Source organism: Rhodothalassium salexigens DSM 2132, from assembly GCF_004341375.1.
GTDB lineage: Bacteria > Pseudomonadota > Alphaproteobacteria > Sphingomonadales > Rhodothalassiaceae > Rhodothalassium > Rhodothalassium salexigens.
The window spans coordinates 39,115-54,843 of the sequence record NZ_SLXO01000001.1; the positions used below are offsets into that span (position 1 = coordinate 39,115).

17 protein-coding genes are annotated in these 15,729 nt (G+C 68.0%); 2 read left to right on the forward strand and 15 right to left on the reverse strand.

Annotated features, from left to right (window positions below; genetic code table 11):
• Nucleotides 1-150 precede the first annotated feature (150 nt).
• On the forward strand, nucleotides 151-624 hold the full coding sequence (locus EV659_RS00200; RefSeq protein WP_165878624.1) for an outer membrane protein assembly factor BamE: 474 nt from the start codon (nucleotides 151-153) through the stop codon (nucleotides 622-624).
• Between the two features lie 149 nt (nucleotides 625-773).
• Here EV659_RS00200 and EV659_RS00205 read toward each other — a convergent pair whose 3' ends face one another.
• The 11 genes from EV659_RS00205 to rpiB all read right to left on the reverse strand — a co-directional run bounded on the left by EV659_RS00205 (nucleotide 774) and on the right by rpiB (nucleotide 11,055).
• Nucleotides 774-2,867: a sodium-translocating pyrophosphatase gene (locus tag EV659_RS00205; RefSeq protein ID WP_132706389.1), complete on the reverse strand. Its 2,094-nt coding sequence runs from the start codon at nucleotides 2,865-2,867 to the stop codon at nucleotides 774-776.
• 377 nt (nucleotides 2,868-3,244) lie between these two features.
• A complete protein-coding gene (locus tag EV659_RS00210; protein WP_132706390.1) occupies nucleotides 3,245-3,748 on the reverse strand; it encodes a hypothetical protein in 504 nt (167 codons plus the stop codon).
• Nucleotides 3,745-4,779, reverse strand: a complete 1,035-nt coding sequence (gene thiL / locus EV659_RS00215; RefSeq protein WP_200287354.1) for a thiamine-phosphate kinase — start codon at nucleotides 4,777-4,779, stop codon at nucleotides 3,745-3,747. The genes EV659_RS00210 and thiL overlap by 4 nt, the downstream gene beginning before the upstream one ends.
• A complete protein-coding gene (nusB, locus tag EV659_RS00220; RefSeq protein WP_132706394.1) occupies nucleotides 4,772-5,263 on the reverse strand; it encodes a transcription antitermination factor NusB in 492 nt (163 codons plus the stop codon). Before nusB ends, thiL begins: the two co-directional genes overlap by 8 nt.
• Nucleotides 5,264-5,267: 4 nt before the next feature.
• Nucleotides 5,268-5,711, reverse strand: coding sequence for a 6,7-dimethyl-8-ribityllumazine synthase (locus tag EV659_RS00225; protein WP_132706395.1), 444 nt, complete (start codon nucleotides 5,709-5,711; stop codon nucleotides 5,268-5,270).
• Nucleotides 5,712-5,713: 2 nt separating this feature from the next.
• Entirely contained in the window at nucleotides 5,714-6,868 is a 1,155-nt protein-coding gene (gene ribB / locus EV659_RS00230; RefSeq protein WP_132706397.1) for a 3,4-dihydroxy-2-butanone-4-phosphate synthase, read from the reverse strand.
• Nucleotides 6,865-7,467: a riboflavin synthase gene (locus tag EV659_RS00235; RefSeq protein ID WP_132706398.1), complete on the reverse strand. Its 603-nt coding sequence runs from the start codon at nucleotides 7,465-7,467 to the stop codon at nucleotides 6,865-6,867. The genes ribB and EV659_RS00235 overlap by 4 nt, the downstream gene beginning before the upstream one ends.
• A 6-nt stretch (nucleotides 7,468-7,473) precedes the next feature.
• Complete coding sequence (ribD, locus tag EV659_RS00240) at nucleotides 7,474-8,592, reverse strand: bifunctional diaminohydroxyphosphoribosylaminopyrimidine deaminase/5-amino-6-(5-phosphoribosylamino)uracil reductase RibD (protein WP_200287352.1); 1,119 nt, start codon at nucleotides 8,590-8,592, stop codon at nucleotides 7,474-7,476.
• The gene (gene nrdR, locus EV659_RS00245) at nucleotides 8,589-9,062 is read right to left on the reverse strand and encodes a transcriptional regulator NrdR (RefSeq protein WP_132706400.1); all 474 of its coding nucleotides are present in this window, start codon (nucleotides 9,060-9,062) and stop codon (nucleotides 8,589-8,591) included. The genes ribD and nrdR overlap by 4 nt, the downstream gene beginning before the upstream one ends.
• Before the next feature lie 147 nt (nucleotides 9,063-9,209).
• The gene (glyA, locus tag EV659_RS00250; RefSeq protein WP_132706401.1) at nucleotides 9,210-10,523 is read right to left on the reverse strand and encodes a serine hydroxymethyltransferase; all 1,314 of its coding nucleotides are present in this window, start codon (nucleotides 10,521-10,523) and stop codon (nucleotides 9,210-9,212) included.
• An 88-nt stretch (nucleotides 10,524-10,611) separates the two neighbouring features.
• Nucleotides 10,612-11,055: a ribose 5-phosphate isomerase B gene (rpiB, locus tag EV659_RS00255; RefSeq protein ID WP_132706402.1), complete on the reverse strand. Its 444-nt coding sequence runs from the start codon at nucleotides 11,053-11,055 to the stop codon at nucleotides 10,612-10,614.
• A gap of 423 nt (nucleotides 11,056-11,478) precedes the next feature.
• Between rpiB and EV659_RS00260 the strand changes: the two genes are divergently transcribed.
• Nucleotides 11,479-11,922 (forward strand): Ros/MucR family transcriptional regulator, encoded by a 444-nt coding sequence (locus EV659_RS00260; RefSeq protein WP_132706404.1) that lies wholly within the window; start codon nucleotides 11,479-11,481, stop codon nucleotides 11,920-11,922.
• A gap of 308 nt (nucleotides 11,923-12,230) precedes the next feature.
• Here EV659_RS00260 and EV659_RS00265 read toward each other — a convergent pair whose 3' ends face one another.
• The 4 genes from EV659_RS00265 to mmsB form a co-directional block, all read right to left on the reverse strand.
• Nucleotides 12,231-12,443, reverse strand: coding sequence for a DUF6898 family protein (locus EV659_RS00265; protein WP_132706405.1), 213 nt, complete (start codon nucleotides 12,441-12,443; stop codon nucleotides 12,231-12,233).
• 276 nt (nucleotides 12,444-12,719) lie between these two features.
• Nucleotides 12,720-13,958, reverse strand: a complete 1,239-nt coding sequence (gene hemA / locus EV659_RS00270; protein ID WP_132707131.1) for a 5-aminolevulinate synthase — start codon at nucleotides 13,956-13,958, stop codon at nucleotides 12,720-12,722.
• Between the two features lie 172 nt (nucleotides 13,959-14,130).
• Complete coding sequence (locus EV659_RS00275) at nucleotides 14,131-14,646, reverse strand: MarR family winged helix-turn-helix transcriptional regulator (protein ID WP_132706407.1); 516 nt, start codon at nucleotides 14,644-14,646, stop codon at nucleotides 14,131-14,133.
• A 130-nt stretch (nucleotides 14,647-14,776) separates the two neighbouring features.
• A complete protein-coding gene (gene mmsB, locus EV659_RS00280) occupies nucleotides 14,777-15,676 on the reverse strand; it encodes a 3-hydroxyisobutyrate dehydrogenase (RefSeq protein WP_132706409.1) in 900 nt (299 codons plus the stop codon).
• Nucleotides 15,677-15,729 lie beyond the last annotated feature (53 nt).

Here is a 15,729-nt window from a genome sequence, read left to right on the forward strand (position 1 = left end):
CAAACTGGGCGGCGCCACTCTTGACGCCTCGCTTCAAACTTGGCTCTATCACCCGCGCGCCGCAAGGTTCGGTCCGTCGTTTGCAACCGATCGACGCGCAGCGCGCGGCGTCGTAGCCGGCCCGCCGGCGAGGATATAGAGGATTCGCCCTTGACCCGAAAGATTGTGTCCACCGCCCTTGTCACTGCCGCAGCGCTGAGCCTTGGCGGCTGCCTGGAATTGCAGCGCGCCAGCACCCACGGCTATGTGATCGACCGCGAAGTGGTCGACGAACTGCGCCCCGGCGTCGACAACAAGCAGTCGGTGGCCTCGGCGCTGGGCAATCCCACAGCGGCCAGCACGTTCCGCGACAATGTCTGGTACTACATCCAGCAGCGCCAGGAAAAGATTGCCTTCCTGCCCGAAGAGACCACGCGCCAGCGGGTGCTCCAATTCACCTTCGACAATGAAGGCTATTTCGAGGGCCTGGAGCGCTATACCCTGGCCGATGCCCAAGCCGTCGCCCCGCGTGGCGACAAGACCGCGTCGCGCGGTCGCGAGATGGGCTTTTTCGAACAAATCTTCAGCAATATCGGCCGCTTCGGTGCCGCCGGCCCCGGCGGCATGGCGGGGTCGGGGCGCTAACGCCTCGGGCAGCGGGCACGGCTCATCGGTGCGCCCCGTCGGCCCGGTCCGGCAGCGGGCCGACCGCCACGGCACCGGGCTTGAGACAAAAAGGCCCCGGCGAGGCAGGCTCGCCGGGGCTTTCGCGTCTGTCGGGGCGGGCTGCGGCGTCAGTGGCCGCCGGCGAGGCCCGCGAGCAACAACAGCGCCACGATGTTGGTGATCTTGATCATCGGGTTGACCGCCGGGCCGGCGGTGTCCTTGTAGGGGTCGCCCACCGTGTCGCCGGTGATCGCCGCCTTGTGGGCTTCCGAGCCCTTGCCGCCATGGTTGCCGTCTTCGATATACTTCTTGGCATTGTCCCAGGCGCCGCCGCCGGCGGTCATGGAGATCGCCACATACAGCCCCGACACGATCACGCCGAGCAACAGCGCGCCCAGAGCCGCGAACGCCTGGCCTTGGCCGGCGACGCCATAGATGGCGAAGTACAGCGCCAGGGGGGCGAGCACCGGCAACAGGCTCGGCACCACCATCTCGCGGATCGCGGTGCGGGTCAGCAGGTCCACCGACTTGGCATAGTCGGGCTTTTCGGTTCCCTTCATGATGCCCGGTTTGTCGCGGAACTGTTGGCGCACCTCTTCGACCACCGCACCGCCGGCGCGGCCGACCGCGGTCATGCCCATGGCGCCGAACAGATAGGGCAGCAGCGCGCCGATGAACAGCCCGACCACCACATAGGGGTTGGTCAACTCGAAGCTCACCGCCAGATCGGCGAAATAGAGGTCGAGGTCGGCCTTGTAGGCGCCGAACAGCACCAGAGCGGCAAGCCCGGCCGAGCCGATGGCATAGCCCTTGGTGACCGCCTTGGTGGTGTTGCCGACCGCGTCGAGGGCGTCGGTGCGCTCGCGCACATCGGCTTCAAGCTCGGCCATCTCGGCGATGCCGCCGGCATTGTCGGTCACCGGCCCATAGGCGTCGAGCGCGACCACCATGCCCGCCAGCGCCAGCATGGTGGTGGCGGCGAAGCCGAGCCCGATCACCCCGGCCAGTTCATAGGCGCCGATGATGCCGGCGCAGATCACCAGGGCGGGCAGGGCGGTGGATTCGAGCGAGATCGCCAGGCCCTGGATGATGTTGGTGGCGTGGCCGGTCTCGGACGCCTTGGCGATCGACGACACCGGGCGCTTGCCGGTGCCGGTATAGTATTCGGTGATCCAGATGATCAGCCCGGTGACCACCAGTCCGATCAGGCCGCAGAAGAACAGCGAAAAGCCGGTATAGGTCTCGGTGCCGACGGTGAATTCATAGGCATAGCCGCCGGGCAGGGCGATCCAGATCGCCGCCACCAGCCCGAACACCGACACACAGGCGCTGATCAAGAAGCCGCGATAGAGCGCGCCCATGATGTTGGCGTCGCGGGTCAGTTTGACGAAGAAGGTGCCGATGATCGATGCCACCAGGCACACCCCGCCGATGGCCAGCGGCAGCACCATCAGCGCTTCCGCCTCAGCGCCGACGAACAGCGCCGACAGCACCATGGTGGCGCCCATGGTCACCACATAGGTCTCGAACAGGTCGGCGGCCATGCCGGCGCAGTCGCCCACATTGTCACCCACATTGTCGGCGATCACCGCCGGGTTGCGCGGGTCGTCCTCGGGGATGCCGGCTTCGATCTTGCCGACCAGGTCGGCGCCCACATCGGCACCCTTGGTGAAGATACCACCGCCCAGGCGCGCGAAGATCGAGATCAGCGAGCCGCCGAAGCCCAATGACACCAAGGCGTTGATCACCGTGCGGTCGTTCGCGGCATAGCCCAGCGGGCCGGTCAGCAACCAGTAGTAGACGGCGACCGACAGCAGTGCCAGGCCGGCGACCAGCAAGCCGGTCATGGCGCCGGCGCGAAACGCGATGTCGAGGCCGCGTTGCAGGCTCGACCGCGCGGCCTCGGTGGTGCGCACATTGGCGCGCACCGAGACCAGCATGCCGATATAGCCGGCCAGGCCCGACAACAGAGCACCGATGACGAAGCCGATGGCGGCATAGAGCCCCAGGGTCGGTGCCAGCACCGCAGCGACGATCACGCCGACGATGGCGATGGTTCGGTACTGCCGGTTGAGGTAGGCGGACGCGCCTTCCTGGATGGCGCCGGCGATCTCCTGCATGCGCGGGGTGCCGGGCGAGGCGCCGAGGATCGAACCGCGGGCCCAGGCGCCATAGATTAGCGCCAAGCCACCGCACGCAATGGCAACGTACAAAGCAAGCATGGAAGCGTGTCCCCCTAATTGGCCGCAGGACATGGGGCCGTGAGAAGTGCGCGGCCGCGTCCCCTGAGCCGGGGACGAGCCGCCGGTGGCGCCATTAAGGCAGAAGGCAGACGACGAAGCAAGCCAAGCGCACAGGGCTGTTTCGCGTTCAAAAGGGAGCGGTTAGCCGGTCGGCTGCGGAGCGGGGACCAGCACCTCGGCGCCCCGGCCATCGGCCGGCGCCGCCCCGTCCGGGCGCCGCCGAGCGCAGTGCCAGCGCGCGCCTTGGCGGCCGAAGGCGCGGCGGTCCGGGGGCATGACGCGGTTGCGCGGCGCCGCGATCGGGGCGCGGGCCTTCCGACCGGAGAGGACGCCCGCTCCGGTGCGGTCCGGGCCCGTCAGGTGGGCGCGCGTTGGACGTTGGTGATGTACATCTGGTAGATGACGCCGTCGCCGGCGGCGGCCTTGGCGGCGGCACGCATCCGGGCTTCGACGCCCTTGACGTCGAGCGCGCCGGGGCGTTCGGGCGAGGCGGTGGGGGCGCTGTGCAGCGCCTTGAGCATGGCGTTCTTGACCCGCGGCAGGCGCGCGCTCAACAGCGACTGGTTGGTCGGACCGTCGACGACGAAGTCCACGTCGATCCACACATAGCCCAGCGTGGTGCCGCGCTGGCTGATCAGCGGCGCCGAGAAGCGCCGCACATTGACGTGCAGAATGTCGCTGGCCTCGTCGACCTCGGCCGCCTTGTCCTCGGCGGTGTCGGTCGCGGCGGCGGTTTCGGGCGCCTTGGCCGGCATCAGAAAATAGACCGCCGCGCCGCCGCCGCCGAGCCCGATCAACAGGGCTACCAGCGCGAAGACAATCGGGCTCGGGCCGCTCTTGCCGGTATCCTCGTTGCTCATGGGCGCTCTCTCCTGGTTTGCTGGCTTGGGGTTGATCGCGCGTCGTCGGGCGGTGTCGGGACCGCCGGTCCCAAGCCGTGAGTGTAGCCAGCCCGGTCGATCACCAGGGTGTGGCCTTGGGCGTCGGTCACGCGGACGGCCGGGCCCCGGCGGCCCGGATGTGCACGGCCGATGCGGGTCACCGGCGTTTCCGCGTCGGCCGCCGCCCGGGCGATGGCGTCGGCCGCGTCCGGCGGGGCGGTGAACACCAATTCATAATCGTCGCCGCCGGTCAACAAAGCCCTAAGACGGTCGGGGTCGCCGGCGACCGACGCCCGGCCCGCCGGCGACAGCGGCACCGCCGCCGCGTCCAGGTCCAGTGCTACGCCGCTGGCGCGGGCGATGTGGCCGGCGTCGGCGACCAGGCCGTCGGAGACGTCGGCACAGGCGCTCGCCACGCCGCGCAGGGCTTGACCCAGCGCCAGGCGCGGTTCCGGGCGCCGATAGCGCGCCGCCGGGCCGGTGTCGGCGGTGCGGTCGGCGCGCAGGGCGTCGAGGCCGAGCAGGCCGTCGCCGATCCAGCCCGAGACATAGACATGGTCGCCGGCGCGCGCACCGCCGCGGCGCAGCGCCTGGCCCCGGGGCACCCGGCCGATGGCGGTCAGGGTCAGCACGGCGCGCGCGGCGCCGCTGGTGGTGTCGCCGCCCCACAAGCGCCAGCCGAAGCGGTCCTGATCGGCGGCCAGGCCGGCGGCGAAGCCGCGCAGCCAGTCCGTTTCCACCGACCGGGGCAGGGCGATGGCCAGCAGATAGCCTTCGGGCTCGGCGCCCATGGCGGCCAGATCGGACAGATTGACGCGGGCCAGCTTGGCGGCCACCTCGTCGGCCGGCTGGTCGGCCAGGAAGTGGGTGCTGGCGATCATGGTGTCGGTGGTGTAGACGCGGTCATGGCGCGCCGACGACGGCACCACGGCGGCATCGTCCAGCAAGTGCGCGCCACAACGGTCGGTGAGCGGCGCGAACAGCTCGGCGATCAGCGCGAACTCATCCATCCCCGCCGCGCACCGCATCGGCCACGGTTTCCAGCACGCCGTTGATGAACCGGGGCTCCTTGTCGCTGTAAAAGGCGTGGGCGACGTTGAGATATTCGTTGATCACCACCTTGCGCGGCACGTCGGCGCGGATCGCCAGTTCATAGGTGGCGGCGCGCAGGATGCAGGCCATCAGCCGTTCGAGCCGATGCAACGGCCAGCGCTTGTCGAGCGCCGGGGCAATATGGGCGTCGATTTCCGCGCGCCGCTCATGGGCGCCTTCCACCAGGTCGCCGAAGAAGTCCTCGTCGGCGCGGGCATAGACCTGGCCGTCGACCTCGCGGCCCAACCGGTGGGCCTTGAACTCGGTGACGATCTGGCGCGCCCGGGCGGTGGGGTCCATGTCCAGCTGATAAAGCGCCTGCACGGCCGCCAAGCGGGCCGCACTGCGAGGGTTCACGGCCTTTCGGGCAGGGCCGCGCGGGGTCGTTACCGGATCGGTCATAAGGTCAGCTCCGCCCGAATTCCCGGGCCAGGTCAATCATGGACAGGCAGGCACGCGCGGCGTCGCCGCCCTTGTTGCCGCGTTTGCGGTCGGCGCGCGCCCACGCCTGTTCCTGGTTTTCTACGGTGAGAATGCCATAGCCGATGGCCACACGGTCGCGCACCGCCATGTCTTGCAGCGCGCGGGCACTCTCGCCGCACACATAATCATAGTGGGTGGTCTCGCCCCGGATCACGCAGCCGAGCGCCACATAGCCGTCATAGTGCACCGACGAGATCGTCTCGGCCATGGCGATGGCGCCCGGGATCTCGAAGGCGCCGGGCACGGTCACGCGGCGCACCTCGGCATTGGCTTCGGCCAGCACCGCCTCGGCGCCGGCAACCAGTTCGTCGGCCAGCTCGTCATAGAACCGAGCCTCGACAATCATCACGCGGGAGTTGGGCGCCATACCTATTCCTGACAAACCGGGATCGGCCGTTGTTCTACGATATTCAGCCCATACCCCTCAAGCCCGACGATGTTGTGCTGGGTGTTGGACAACAAAACCAACTCGCTCAGCCCCAGGTCGAGCAGGATCTGCGCGCCGATGCCATAGTCGCGCAGGGTCTCTTCGCCGCTGCCGGCGGCCTGGCCCTGGCGGCGTTTGATGGTCTCGGTCAGCCGCTTGGGCGAAACGTCGCGGATCACCACGACGACGCCGCGGCCCTCGGCGCCGATCATGTCCATGGCGTTGGCCAGTTGGCCGGGGCGGCCGGCGGCGTCGCCCAGCAGGTCGTCGAACAGGTTGACCGCGTGCATGCGCACCAGCACCGGTTCGTCGCCCGAGATATCGCCCTTCACCAGCGCCATATGCTCGGCATATTCGGCGGTGTTCACATAGGCCTTGACCGTCCAGTCGCCGCCCCAGCACGAGGTCAGCGGCGTTTCGGCCACGCACTCGACCAGGCTGTCATGCTTCAGGCGATAGGCGATCAGGTCCCGGATCGACGCCACCTTGAGGCCGTGCTGCTCGGCGAACGCCAACAGGTCGGGCAGGCGCGCCATGGTGCCGTCGTCCTTCATCACCTCGCAGATCGCCGCCGACGGGTTGAGCCCGGCAAGCCGCGCGATGTCCACCGAGCCCTCGGTATGGCCGGCGCGCACCAGCACGCCGCCGTCGCGGGCGACCAGCGGGAACACATGGCCCGGCGAGACCACGTCGTCGGCGGTCTTGGCGCCGTCGATGGCGACCGCGATGGTGCGCGCCCGGTCGCCCGCCGAAATGCCGGTGGAGATGCCGTCGCGCGCCTCGATCGACACGGTGAAGGCGGTCTGGTGGCGGGCCCGGTTGTTGCGGCTCATCAGTTCCAGGCCCAACTCCTCGACCCGGTCGCGGGTCAGGCTCAGGCACACCAGGCCGCGGCCGTACTTGGCCATGAAGTTGATCGCCTCGGGCGTGGCCATCTGGGCCGGGATCACCAGATCGCCCTCGTTCTCGCGGTCCTCGTCGTCGACCAGGATGAACATGCGGCCGTTGCGCGCGTCGTCGATCACGTCTTCGATCGGCGACAGCTGGCTGGGGCGGCCGTCTTGCGCCGGGCGGCTCGGGGTCAGGGTGGCAGTCATGCGTTAAGGTCCTTCAGGCGCGCCACATAGCGGGCCAGAATGTCGATTTCCAGATTGATCGGGTCGCCGACCCGGGTGCCGCCCAGCGTCGTCTCGGCCTGGGTGTGGGGCACGATATTGACCCCGAAGCGGCAGCCGTCGCCGGTGTCTTCCACCTCGTTGACGGTCAGCGACACGCCGTCCCAGGTGATCGACCCCTTGCGCGCAATATAGGGCGCCAGCGTCTTCGGGGCCAGGGCGGTGAGGCGCACCGAATCACCTTCGGGCGCGCGGCCGACCACCTCGCCGACGCCGTCCACATGGCCGGTGACGATGTGACCGCCCAGTTCGTCGCCCACTTTGAGCGCGCGTTCCAGATTGACCGCCTGGCCCGCGTCCCAGTGTCCGAGCGCGGTCGCGCCCAGGGTTTCGGCCGAGGCGTCGACGGCGAACCAGCCCGCGCCCTTGTCCACGACGGTCAGGCAGACCCCCGAACAGGCCACCGAGGCGCCGACCTCCAGGTGGTCGGTGTCGAAGCGGGTTTCGATCACAAGGCGCGTGTCGCCGCGCCGCTCGACCGACCGGACGCGGCCCACGTCGGTGACGATGCCGGTAAACATGGGGTCTCAAGCCTCCGCTTTTACATAAGTTTCCAGGGTATCGCCGCCCAGGTCCAGGCGCTCAATGCACGCGAAACGCGGCATATCCGCCAGGGCGTCGAGGCCGAGCGCGGCAATGCCGGCCAGGCCGTCGCCGCCGATCAGTCCCGCAGCGCGGAACCAGACGATGCGGTCGACCAGGCCGGCGCGGGCGAAGCCGGCGTGGATGGTGCCGCCGCCTTCGACCAACAGCCGTGTGATGCCCCGTGCCGCCAGTTGGCGCAAGACATCGTGCAGATCGCCGGGGTCGCAGACGTCGAGCCGCGCCACGCCCTTTGGCAGCGCCGGCCGGTCCGACTCGGTGACGACCAGCGTCGGCGCGGTGCCGTCGAACAGCCGCGCACCGGCGCCCAAGGGGCCGGGGAACCGGCCGCGCCGGTCGAGCAGCACGCGCACCGGCGCGCGGTCTTCGAGGCCGGCCAGGCGCACGGTGAGGGCGGGGTCGTCGGCGAGGGCGGTGCCCGAGCCGACCAGGATCGCGTCGTGTTGAGCGCGCAGCAGATGGCCGCGCCGGCGCGCCTGGGGCCCGGTGATCCATTGGCTTTGACCGTTCGCCAGCGCGATCCGCCCGTCGAGGCTGGTCGCCAGCTTGAGCGTCACCAGGGGCCGCCCGCAGGTCACCCGGGTCAAAAAGCCGGCGCCGACCGCGCGCGCCGCCTGAGCGCCCACGCCCAGCGTCAGTGCCACCCCGGCGGCGGCGAGCCGCGCCAGGCCGCGCCCGGCGGTGCGCGGGTCGGGGTCTTCAATGGCGACCACCGCGCGCGCGATGCCGGCGGCGACCAGCGCGTCGGCGCAGGGTGGGGTGCGGCCATGGTGGGCGCAGGGTTCCAGCGTCACATAGGCGGTGGCGCCGCGGGCGGCGCTGCCGGCCTGGTCGAGTGCTATGCGTTCGGCGTGCGGTCGGCCGCCGGGCCGGGTCCAGCCGCGGCCGACCACCGCGCCGTCGCGGATCAGCACGCAGCCGACCGCCGGGTTGGGCGCGGTGCGACCCAGCCCGCGCCGGGCCAGCGCCAGGGCGTGGGCCATGTGGCGGCTGTCGTCGGGGCGGGCGGGGACGAACGTCGGCGGGTCGGCGTCGGCGTTCACGCGTCGTCCGCCCGGTCGTCGCCGCCGGCCATGGTGTCGAGGAACTTTTCGAAATCGTCGACCTGGCGGAAATTGCGATAGACCGAGGCGTAGCGCACATAGGCCACCTGATCGAGGCCGGCGAGCGCCTGCATGATCTGTTCGCCGATGGTCTCGGACGGGATATCGCTTTCGCCCATGGATTCGAGTCGCCGGACCAGTTTGTTCAGCGCGCGTTCGACCAGATCCGGGTCGACCGGCCGCTTGCGCAGCGCGATGTCGATGGAGCGTTGCAATTTGTCGCGGTCGAACGGCACCCGCCGGCCGTTGCGCTTGACCACATAGAGTTCCCGCAGTTGCACGCGCTCGAAGGTGGTGAACCGGCCGCCGCATTCGGGACAATAGCGCCGCCGTCGCACCGCCGCCCGGTCGTCGGTGGGCCGCGAATCCTTCACTTGCGTGTCGTCGTGCTGACAGAACGGGCAGCGCATCGGAAACCTCTCCAGGGGGCGGGTCCAGGGCGGGGATGGCGCACCACGCGCGCGGGCGCTCGCACGCAGGCCGGTCCCGAAACGACACCAGGGCGCACCCCCATATATAGGGGGTACGCCCTGGCGGTCACCCACGTCCAGCCCTGTTTAGGCGAGGTCGGGGTAGATCGGGAAGCGCTTGCACAAGCTTTCCACCTTGGCGCGGACGCTGGCTTCGGCCGCGGCATTGTCTTCCGGATTGTCGCGCAGACCGTCGAGCGCCTCGGTGATCAGGTCGGCGATGTCGCGGAATTCGGCGATGCCGAAGCCGCGCGTGGTGCCCGCCGGGGTGCCGAGCCGGATGCCGGAGGTGATGAACGGCTTTTCCGGGTCGAACGGCACGCCGTTCTTGTTGCAGGTGATGTGCGCGCGTTCCAGCGCCTCGTCGGCGGCCTTGCCGGTGATGCCCTTGGGCCGCAGGTCGACCAGCACGATATGGTTGTCGGTGCCGCCGGTGACCACATCGAAGCCGTTTTCCTTCAGCCGCCCGGCCAACGCGCGGGCGTTCTCGACCACCGCCTTGGCATAGGTCTTGAACTCGGGTTGCAGGGCCTCGCCGAACGCCACCGCCTTGCCGGCGATGGCGTGCATCAAGGGGCCGCCCTGATTGCCCGGGAACACCGCCGAGTTGATCTTCTTGGCCAGCTTGGCGTCGTCGGTCAGGATCATGCCGCCGCGCGGACCGCGCAGGGTCTTGTGGGTGGTGGTGGTGGCCACATGGGCGTGCGGGAACGGGCTCGGATGCTGGCCGCCGGCGACCAGGCCGGCGAAGTGTGCCATGTCGACCATGAACCAGGCGCCGACCTCGTCGGCCAGCTTGCGAAACCGGGCGAAGTCCCAGGTCCGGGCATAGGCACTGCCGCCGGCGATGATCAGCTTGGGCTTGTGTTCGCGCGCCAGGGCCTCGACCTGGTCATAATCGATCAGGCCGTCATCTTTGCGCACGCCGTATTGCACGGCATTGAACCATTTACCCGAGATATTGGGGGCCGCGCCGTGGGTCAGGTGGCCACCGGCGTCGAGCGACATGCCGAGGATGGTGTCGCCCGGTTGCAGCAGCGCCAGCGTCACCGCGCCATTGGCCTGGGCGCCCGAATGGGGCTGGACGTTGGCATGGGCGCAGCCGAACAGCTGGCAGGCGCGGTCCTGGGCCAGTTGTTCGGCGATGTCGACGAACTGGCAGCCCTGATAATAGCGCTTGCCGGGATAGCCCTCGGCATATTTGTTGGTCAGCACCGAGCCCTGGGCTTCCAGAACCGCGCGGCTGACGATGTTTTCCGAGGCGATCAGTTCGATCTGCGTCTGTTGACGCGTCAATTCCTTGTCGAGGGCATCCTTCACGGCCGGGTCCGCGTCGGCCAGGCCCTTGGTGAAGAAGCCGCTGGCCTGAGGGTCGGGGGTGTTGCTCTCGGCGAGGCTCATACGTGTCTCCTGCGTTGGGTCTATCGGGGCGGCCGCGGGGGTGATCCGGCGCGGCCGGTCGGCGCGGGCTGGCCCGCGCCGGTCTGGATCAGGGGGTGCCGGTCAGCTTGTCCACCCGGCGGGCGTGGCGACCGCCTTCGAAGGCGGTGGCCAGGAAGCGGTCCAGGCAGGCCCGCGCCGTCTCGGAGTCGATCAGGCGGGCGCCCAGGGCGAGGATGTTGGCGTCGTTGTGCTGGCGGGCCAGTTCGGCCGCTTCGGCGGTCGACACCAGAGCCGCCCGCACCGCCGGGTTGCGGTTGGCGGCGATCGAAATACCGATGCCCGACCCGCAAACGGCAACGCCGAACTGCGCCTTGCCGGTGGCCACATGGTCGGCCAGCGCCCGGCCGTAGTCGGGATAGTCCACCGACTCGCCGTCATGGGTGCCCAGGTCTTCGACCGGATAGCCGGCATGGCGCAGATGGTCGGCCAGCATGTTCTTCAAAGTCACGCCCGCATGATCGGCGGCCATGGCGATCGATGGCTTGGTCATCGACGAAAATGTCCTTCTGGTCCTTCGCGTTTCATGGCCCGCAGCGGACGATCCATTCGATGCGATCGACCCGGCGTGCCGGCCGGCGGCAAACACAGATGAAGTGGTTGCGTCAGCGCACGGCCGCGACCGCAAGCGCTCAATCGTTGCGGCCCCGCGTCGCCCCGGTGGTGCATAGAGGTAGCACAGCTTTCGCCAAAAGGCCAAACCGCGTTGCCCGACCGCGTCGAGCGCGGCGAAACTGGGTTATGGGAACGAAAACAAAGCCGGAAACCTTAAAAAATTTGTCCAGACCCCGTGTAGATCCGATGAATTACCCTAGTGATCGTCGCGACCAACTAGCTGATGATTTTAGCTTGAAAACAGACACGATGCGCATATACTTCAGTCAAGATTGTTCGCCGTCCGATGAACGTGGGTGCCATGACAGACAGTAAGAAAACGTCGCTTGCCAGTGAAAACACGCTTCAATACGCAACTGATATCGTCACCGCGTATGTGAGCAACAATCCGTTGCCGCCGAGCGAACTGCCTGCCATCATTCAAAGTACGCACGACATGCTGTCCAAGCTGGCGGCAGGGCAGGCGACGGTCGAGGAAGAAGCGCCCAAGCCGGCGGTGCCGATCAAGAAGTCGATCACCAACGACTATCTGATCTGTCTCGAAGACGGCAAAAAGCTCAAGATGCTCAAGCGTTACTTGCGGTCACGCTACAATATGTCGCCGGAAGAGTATCGCGCCAAGTGGAACCTGCCGCCCGACTACCCGATGGTCGCGCCGAGCTACGCCGCCAAACGCAGCGAGTTCGCCAAGGAAATCGGCCTGGGTCGCGGCGGGCGCGGCAAGTCCAAGCGCGACACCGCCTGAGCCACCGGCACCCGATCTCCCGGCGCTTGGCCCCGTCTGGACGGGACGCCCGCGCGGGCCCCATAGCGCAACGCCCTGGCACCGGTAAGCCGTGTCGTCCCGCCTAACCTGGGGGGCTTGGCGACCGGGCTATCGGCGTGGGGTGGTTGGCGCTTGTGGCTGCACCGCACGCGTTCGCGGCGCTTTCGGTCGGCGAGCGTCGCCAAGCGGAGGCGGGGTCGATCACGTGCCGGGCCGCCGAGCCGGGCGGGAGCCGTCGGGCCGGACGTAGATGATATGGCCCCGAAACGATGCCCGCGCCGGCTGGCTCAGGAGCGAGGCTTGAGCCGCCCCGCTTCGCGTTCCTTGGCGATCCGGTATTCCAGCTTGCGCACCGCCACGTTGGTCATGTGGCGTTCGGAATGGTGCACCGAGCCCACAGTGGAGACCTCGATATTGGTCACCGGGTCGATCGCCGAGACCTTTACCGCCGTGCCCATCTGCACGAATTCAATGATGTAGCCTTGCTGGTTCTTGCCCATGCCGGGTTCACTTCCAGGCTCATGACCGCCGACCGCCGAGCCCTGGGTTACCGGGCGCCGCGCCGCGACACCACCCCTTTCACCCGCAAGATGACCCGGCCGGGTGGGCCGGGCAAGCCTTGAAACACGGCTGATCGACCTTAACGCCGCCAGGGAAGCTGGCGGCAAAGACGGAGCGTCGCCAAGGGCGCACCCGTCGCTTGACCGATCCCGCGACGGCGTGGCGGCCGTTGTCGGGCGGGGCAGCGGCGTTACCGGTGCGCCGGGCGGCGGGGTTCAAGCGGCGCGACGTTGCAGCCCCAGCTCGTGCCACGCCTGCTTCAAGGCGCCGATCAGATGGTCGATCATGGCGTCGCTGTGGCACGGCCCCGGGGTCAGGCGCAACCGCTCGGTGCCCTTGGGCACGGTGGGATAGTTGATCGGCTGCACGTAGATGCGGTGTTCGTGCAGCAGAAGGTCGGTCAGCCGTTTGCACTTCACCGGATCGCCCACCAGCAGCGGCACGATGTGGCTTTCGGAATCCATGACCGGAAAGCCTTCGTCGCGCAGGCGCTGTTTCAGCGTCGCGGCGCGTTCCTGGTGCTGGTCTCGCTCGACGCCGCTTTCCTTCAGGTGACGGATCGAGGCCAGCGCGCCGGCGGCAAGCGCCGGGGCCAGCGCGGTGGTGAAGATGAAGCTCGACGCATAGCTGCGGATCACGTCCACCAGATTGGTCGACGCGGTGATGTAGCCGCCCATGATGCCGAACGCCTTGCCAAGCGTGCCCTCGATCACGTCGAGCCGGTGCATCAGCCCGTCGCGGTCGGCGATACCGCCGCCGCGCGGGCCGTAAAGCCCCACGGCGTGAACTTCGTCCAGATAGGTGATCGCGCCATAGGCGTCGGCCAGATCGCAGATCTCGGCGATCGGCGCGATGTCGCCGTCCATGGAATAGACCGATTCGAAGGCGATGATCTTGGGCGCGTCGGCGGGTGCATCGGCCAGCAGGGCTTCCAGGTGCGCCGTGTCATTGTGGCGGAAGATGCGCTTTTCCGCCCGGCTGTGACGGATGCCCTGGATCATCGAGGCGTGGTTCAACTCGTCGGAAAAGACGATGCAGCCGGGCATCACAGACGCCAGCGTCGACAGCGTCGCCTCGTTGGAAATGTAGCCCGAGGTGAAAATGAGAGCGGCTTCCTTGCCGTGCAGATCCGCCAGCTCGCGTTCCAACAGCACATGATAGTGGTTGGTGCCGGCGATGTTGCGGGTGCCGCCGGCGCCGGCACCGCATTCGTCGAGCGCTTCGTGCATGGCGGCCAGCACCTTCGAGTGTTCGCCCATGCCCAGATAGTCGTTTGAGCACCAGACGGCGACGGTACGATTGTCGGCAGCACGCTCGCCGCCTGCCGTTCGGCCGTCATAATGCGTCGCCATGGGGAAATTGCCCCGGCGCCGCTTGATGTCGGCGAACTGGCGGTACCGGCCCTCATCCTGAAGGGCCTTGATCGCGTCGTTGAAGACCTTGTCGTAATCCATCGCCATGTTTGACGCTCCACTTACACCCCGCTGATATAGAGCGACGGGGCGCGCCGGTCCATCCCACCCGCTAAGGGGCACATTGGCGCAGTCTAGAAGCGCCGGTGCGGCCCGCTTTGATCGAGCTCAAATACGTGATCGGCGGGAAACCGGATCGACTCCGACCCGGCGGTCACAGCGAGAACCGCAGCTTGTCCGACCAATAGCGTTCGATATTGCGCAGGTTGCGGCGCAGCCCGCGCAGATCCTCCACCGAGATCAACTGGTCGCTGAGCAATTCCTCAAGGTCCTGCTCATACAGCGTGTCGATCACCCGGCACACCTGTTTGCCCTGGTCGGTCACCGAGATGCGCACGGCGCGGCGGTCGTGTTCGGCCCGCTCGTGCGACAGATAGCCCAGTTCGACCAGCTTTTTGAGGTTGTAGGAGACGTTCGAGCCCAGATAATAGCCGCGGGTCTTGAGCTCGCCGGCGGTCGTTTCGCTGTCGCCGATGTTATAGATCAGCAGCGCCTGGACGGCGTTGAGCTCGGACAGCCCCTCACGGTCGAGCGTCTCCTTGATCACGTCGAGCATCCGGCGGTGCAACCGTTCGACCAGCAGCAGGCAGTCGAGGAACAGCACCTTGCTGCGGTCTTCCGGCAACTCCTCCCCGACGAGATTGGCCGAGGGCGCCTGAGGTTTGGTCATCGTCTCGCTCCAGCATCGTTCTTGGCGGGCCCGTTCGGTCGCAAATTAGGTCGTTTTCTCTAATAGTCTTTTAAGGCAATCGGAAAACGTCGCCGAAGATATCGCGTCTGGGAAGTAGGGCGGGGCCGGACTACAAGTCCTTGCTGAGCTTTTTGAAGATCGCCGAGAAGTCCAGTCCGCCATGACCCTCGTCGCGCATCTGATCGTAAAGCCCGCGCGCCGCCGACCCCAGCGGCGTTTCGGCGCCGGTCCGATCGGCGGCATCGAGGGCCAGATGCAGGTCCTTGCTCATCAGGTCGATGGCGAAGCCGGGCGCATAGTCGCGGTTGGCGGGGCTTGCCGGCACTGGCCCGGGCACCGGGCAGTAGCTGGTCAGCGACCAGCACTGGCCCGAGGCGGTCGAGGCGATGTCGAACAGGCGCTGGCGGTCGAGGCCGAGCTTGTCGGCGAGCGCGAATGCCTCGGCCGTGCCGATCATCGAGATCGCCAGCAGCATATTGTTGCACATCTTGGCCGCCTGGCCGGTGCCCGCGGCGCCGGCGTGGACCACGTTGCGACCCATGCTCTCCAACAGCGGCTTGGCGCGGGAGAATGCCAGGTCGGTGCCGCCGACCATGAAGGTGAGCGTGCCGGCCTCGGCACCGCCGACGCCGCCCGACACCGGCGCATCGACGAAATCGAAGCCCCGGGCCGTGGTCTGGGCGGCCACGTCGGCAGCGGTTTCCACGTCGATGGTCGAACAATCGATGAACTGGGTCCGCTCGGCGGCGTGGTGGATGACACCGTCACCGTCGTCCGCGCCCAGATAGACGGCGCGCACATGAGATCCCTGTGGCAACATGGTGACGACCGCCTCGGCGTCGCGCACCGCCTCGGCCAGGTCCCGCACGGGCTGGCCGCCGGCGGCCTCGAACCGGGCCAGCGCATCGGCCGACAGATCAAGCCCGCGCACCCGGTGCCCGGCCTTGATCAGATTGCGTGCCATGGGCAGCCCCATGCGACCGAGCCCGATGAATGCGATGGTGGTCATGGCCTTGTCTTCCCCCAAATGGATCGTTGGCGGCGGCCGCTTATTCGGCCGCT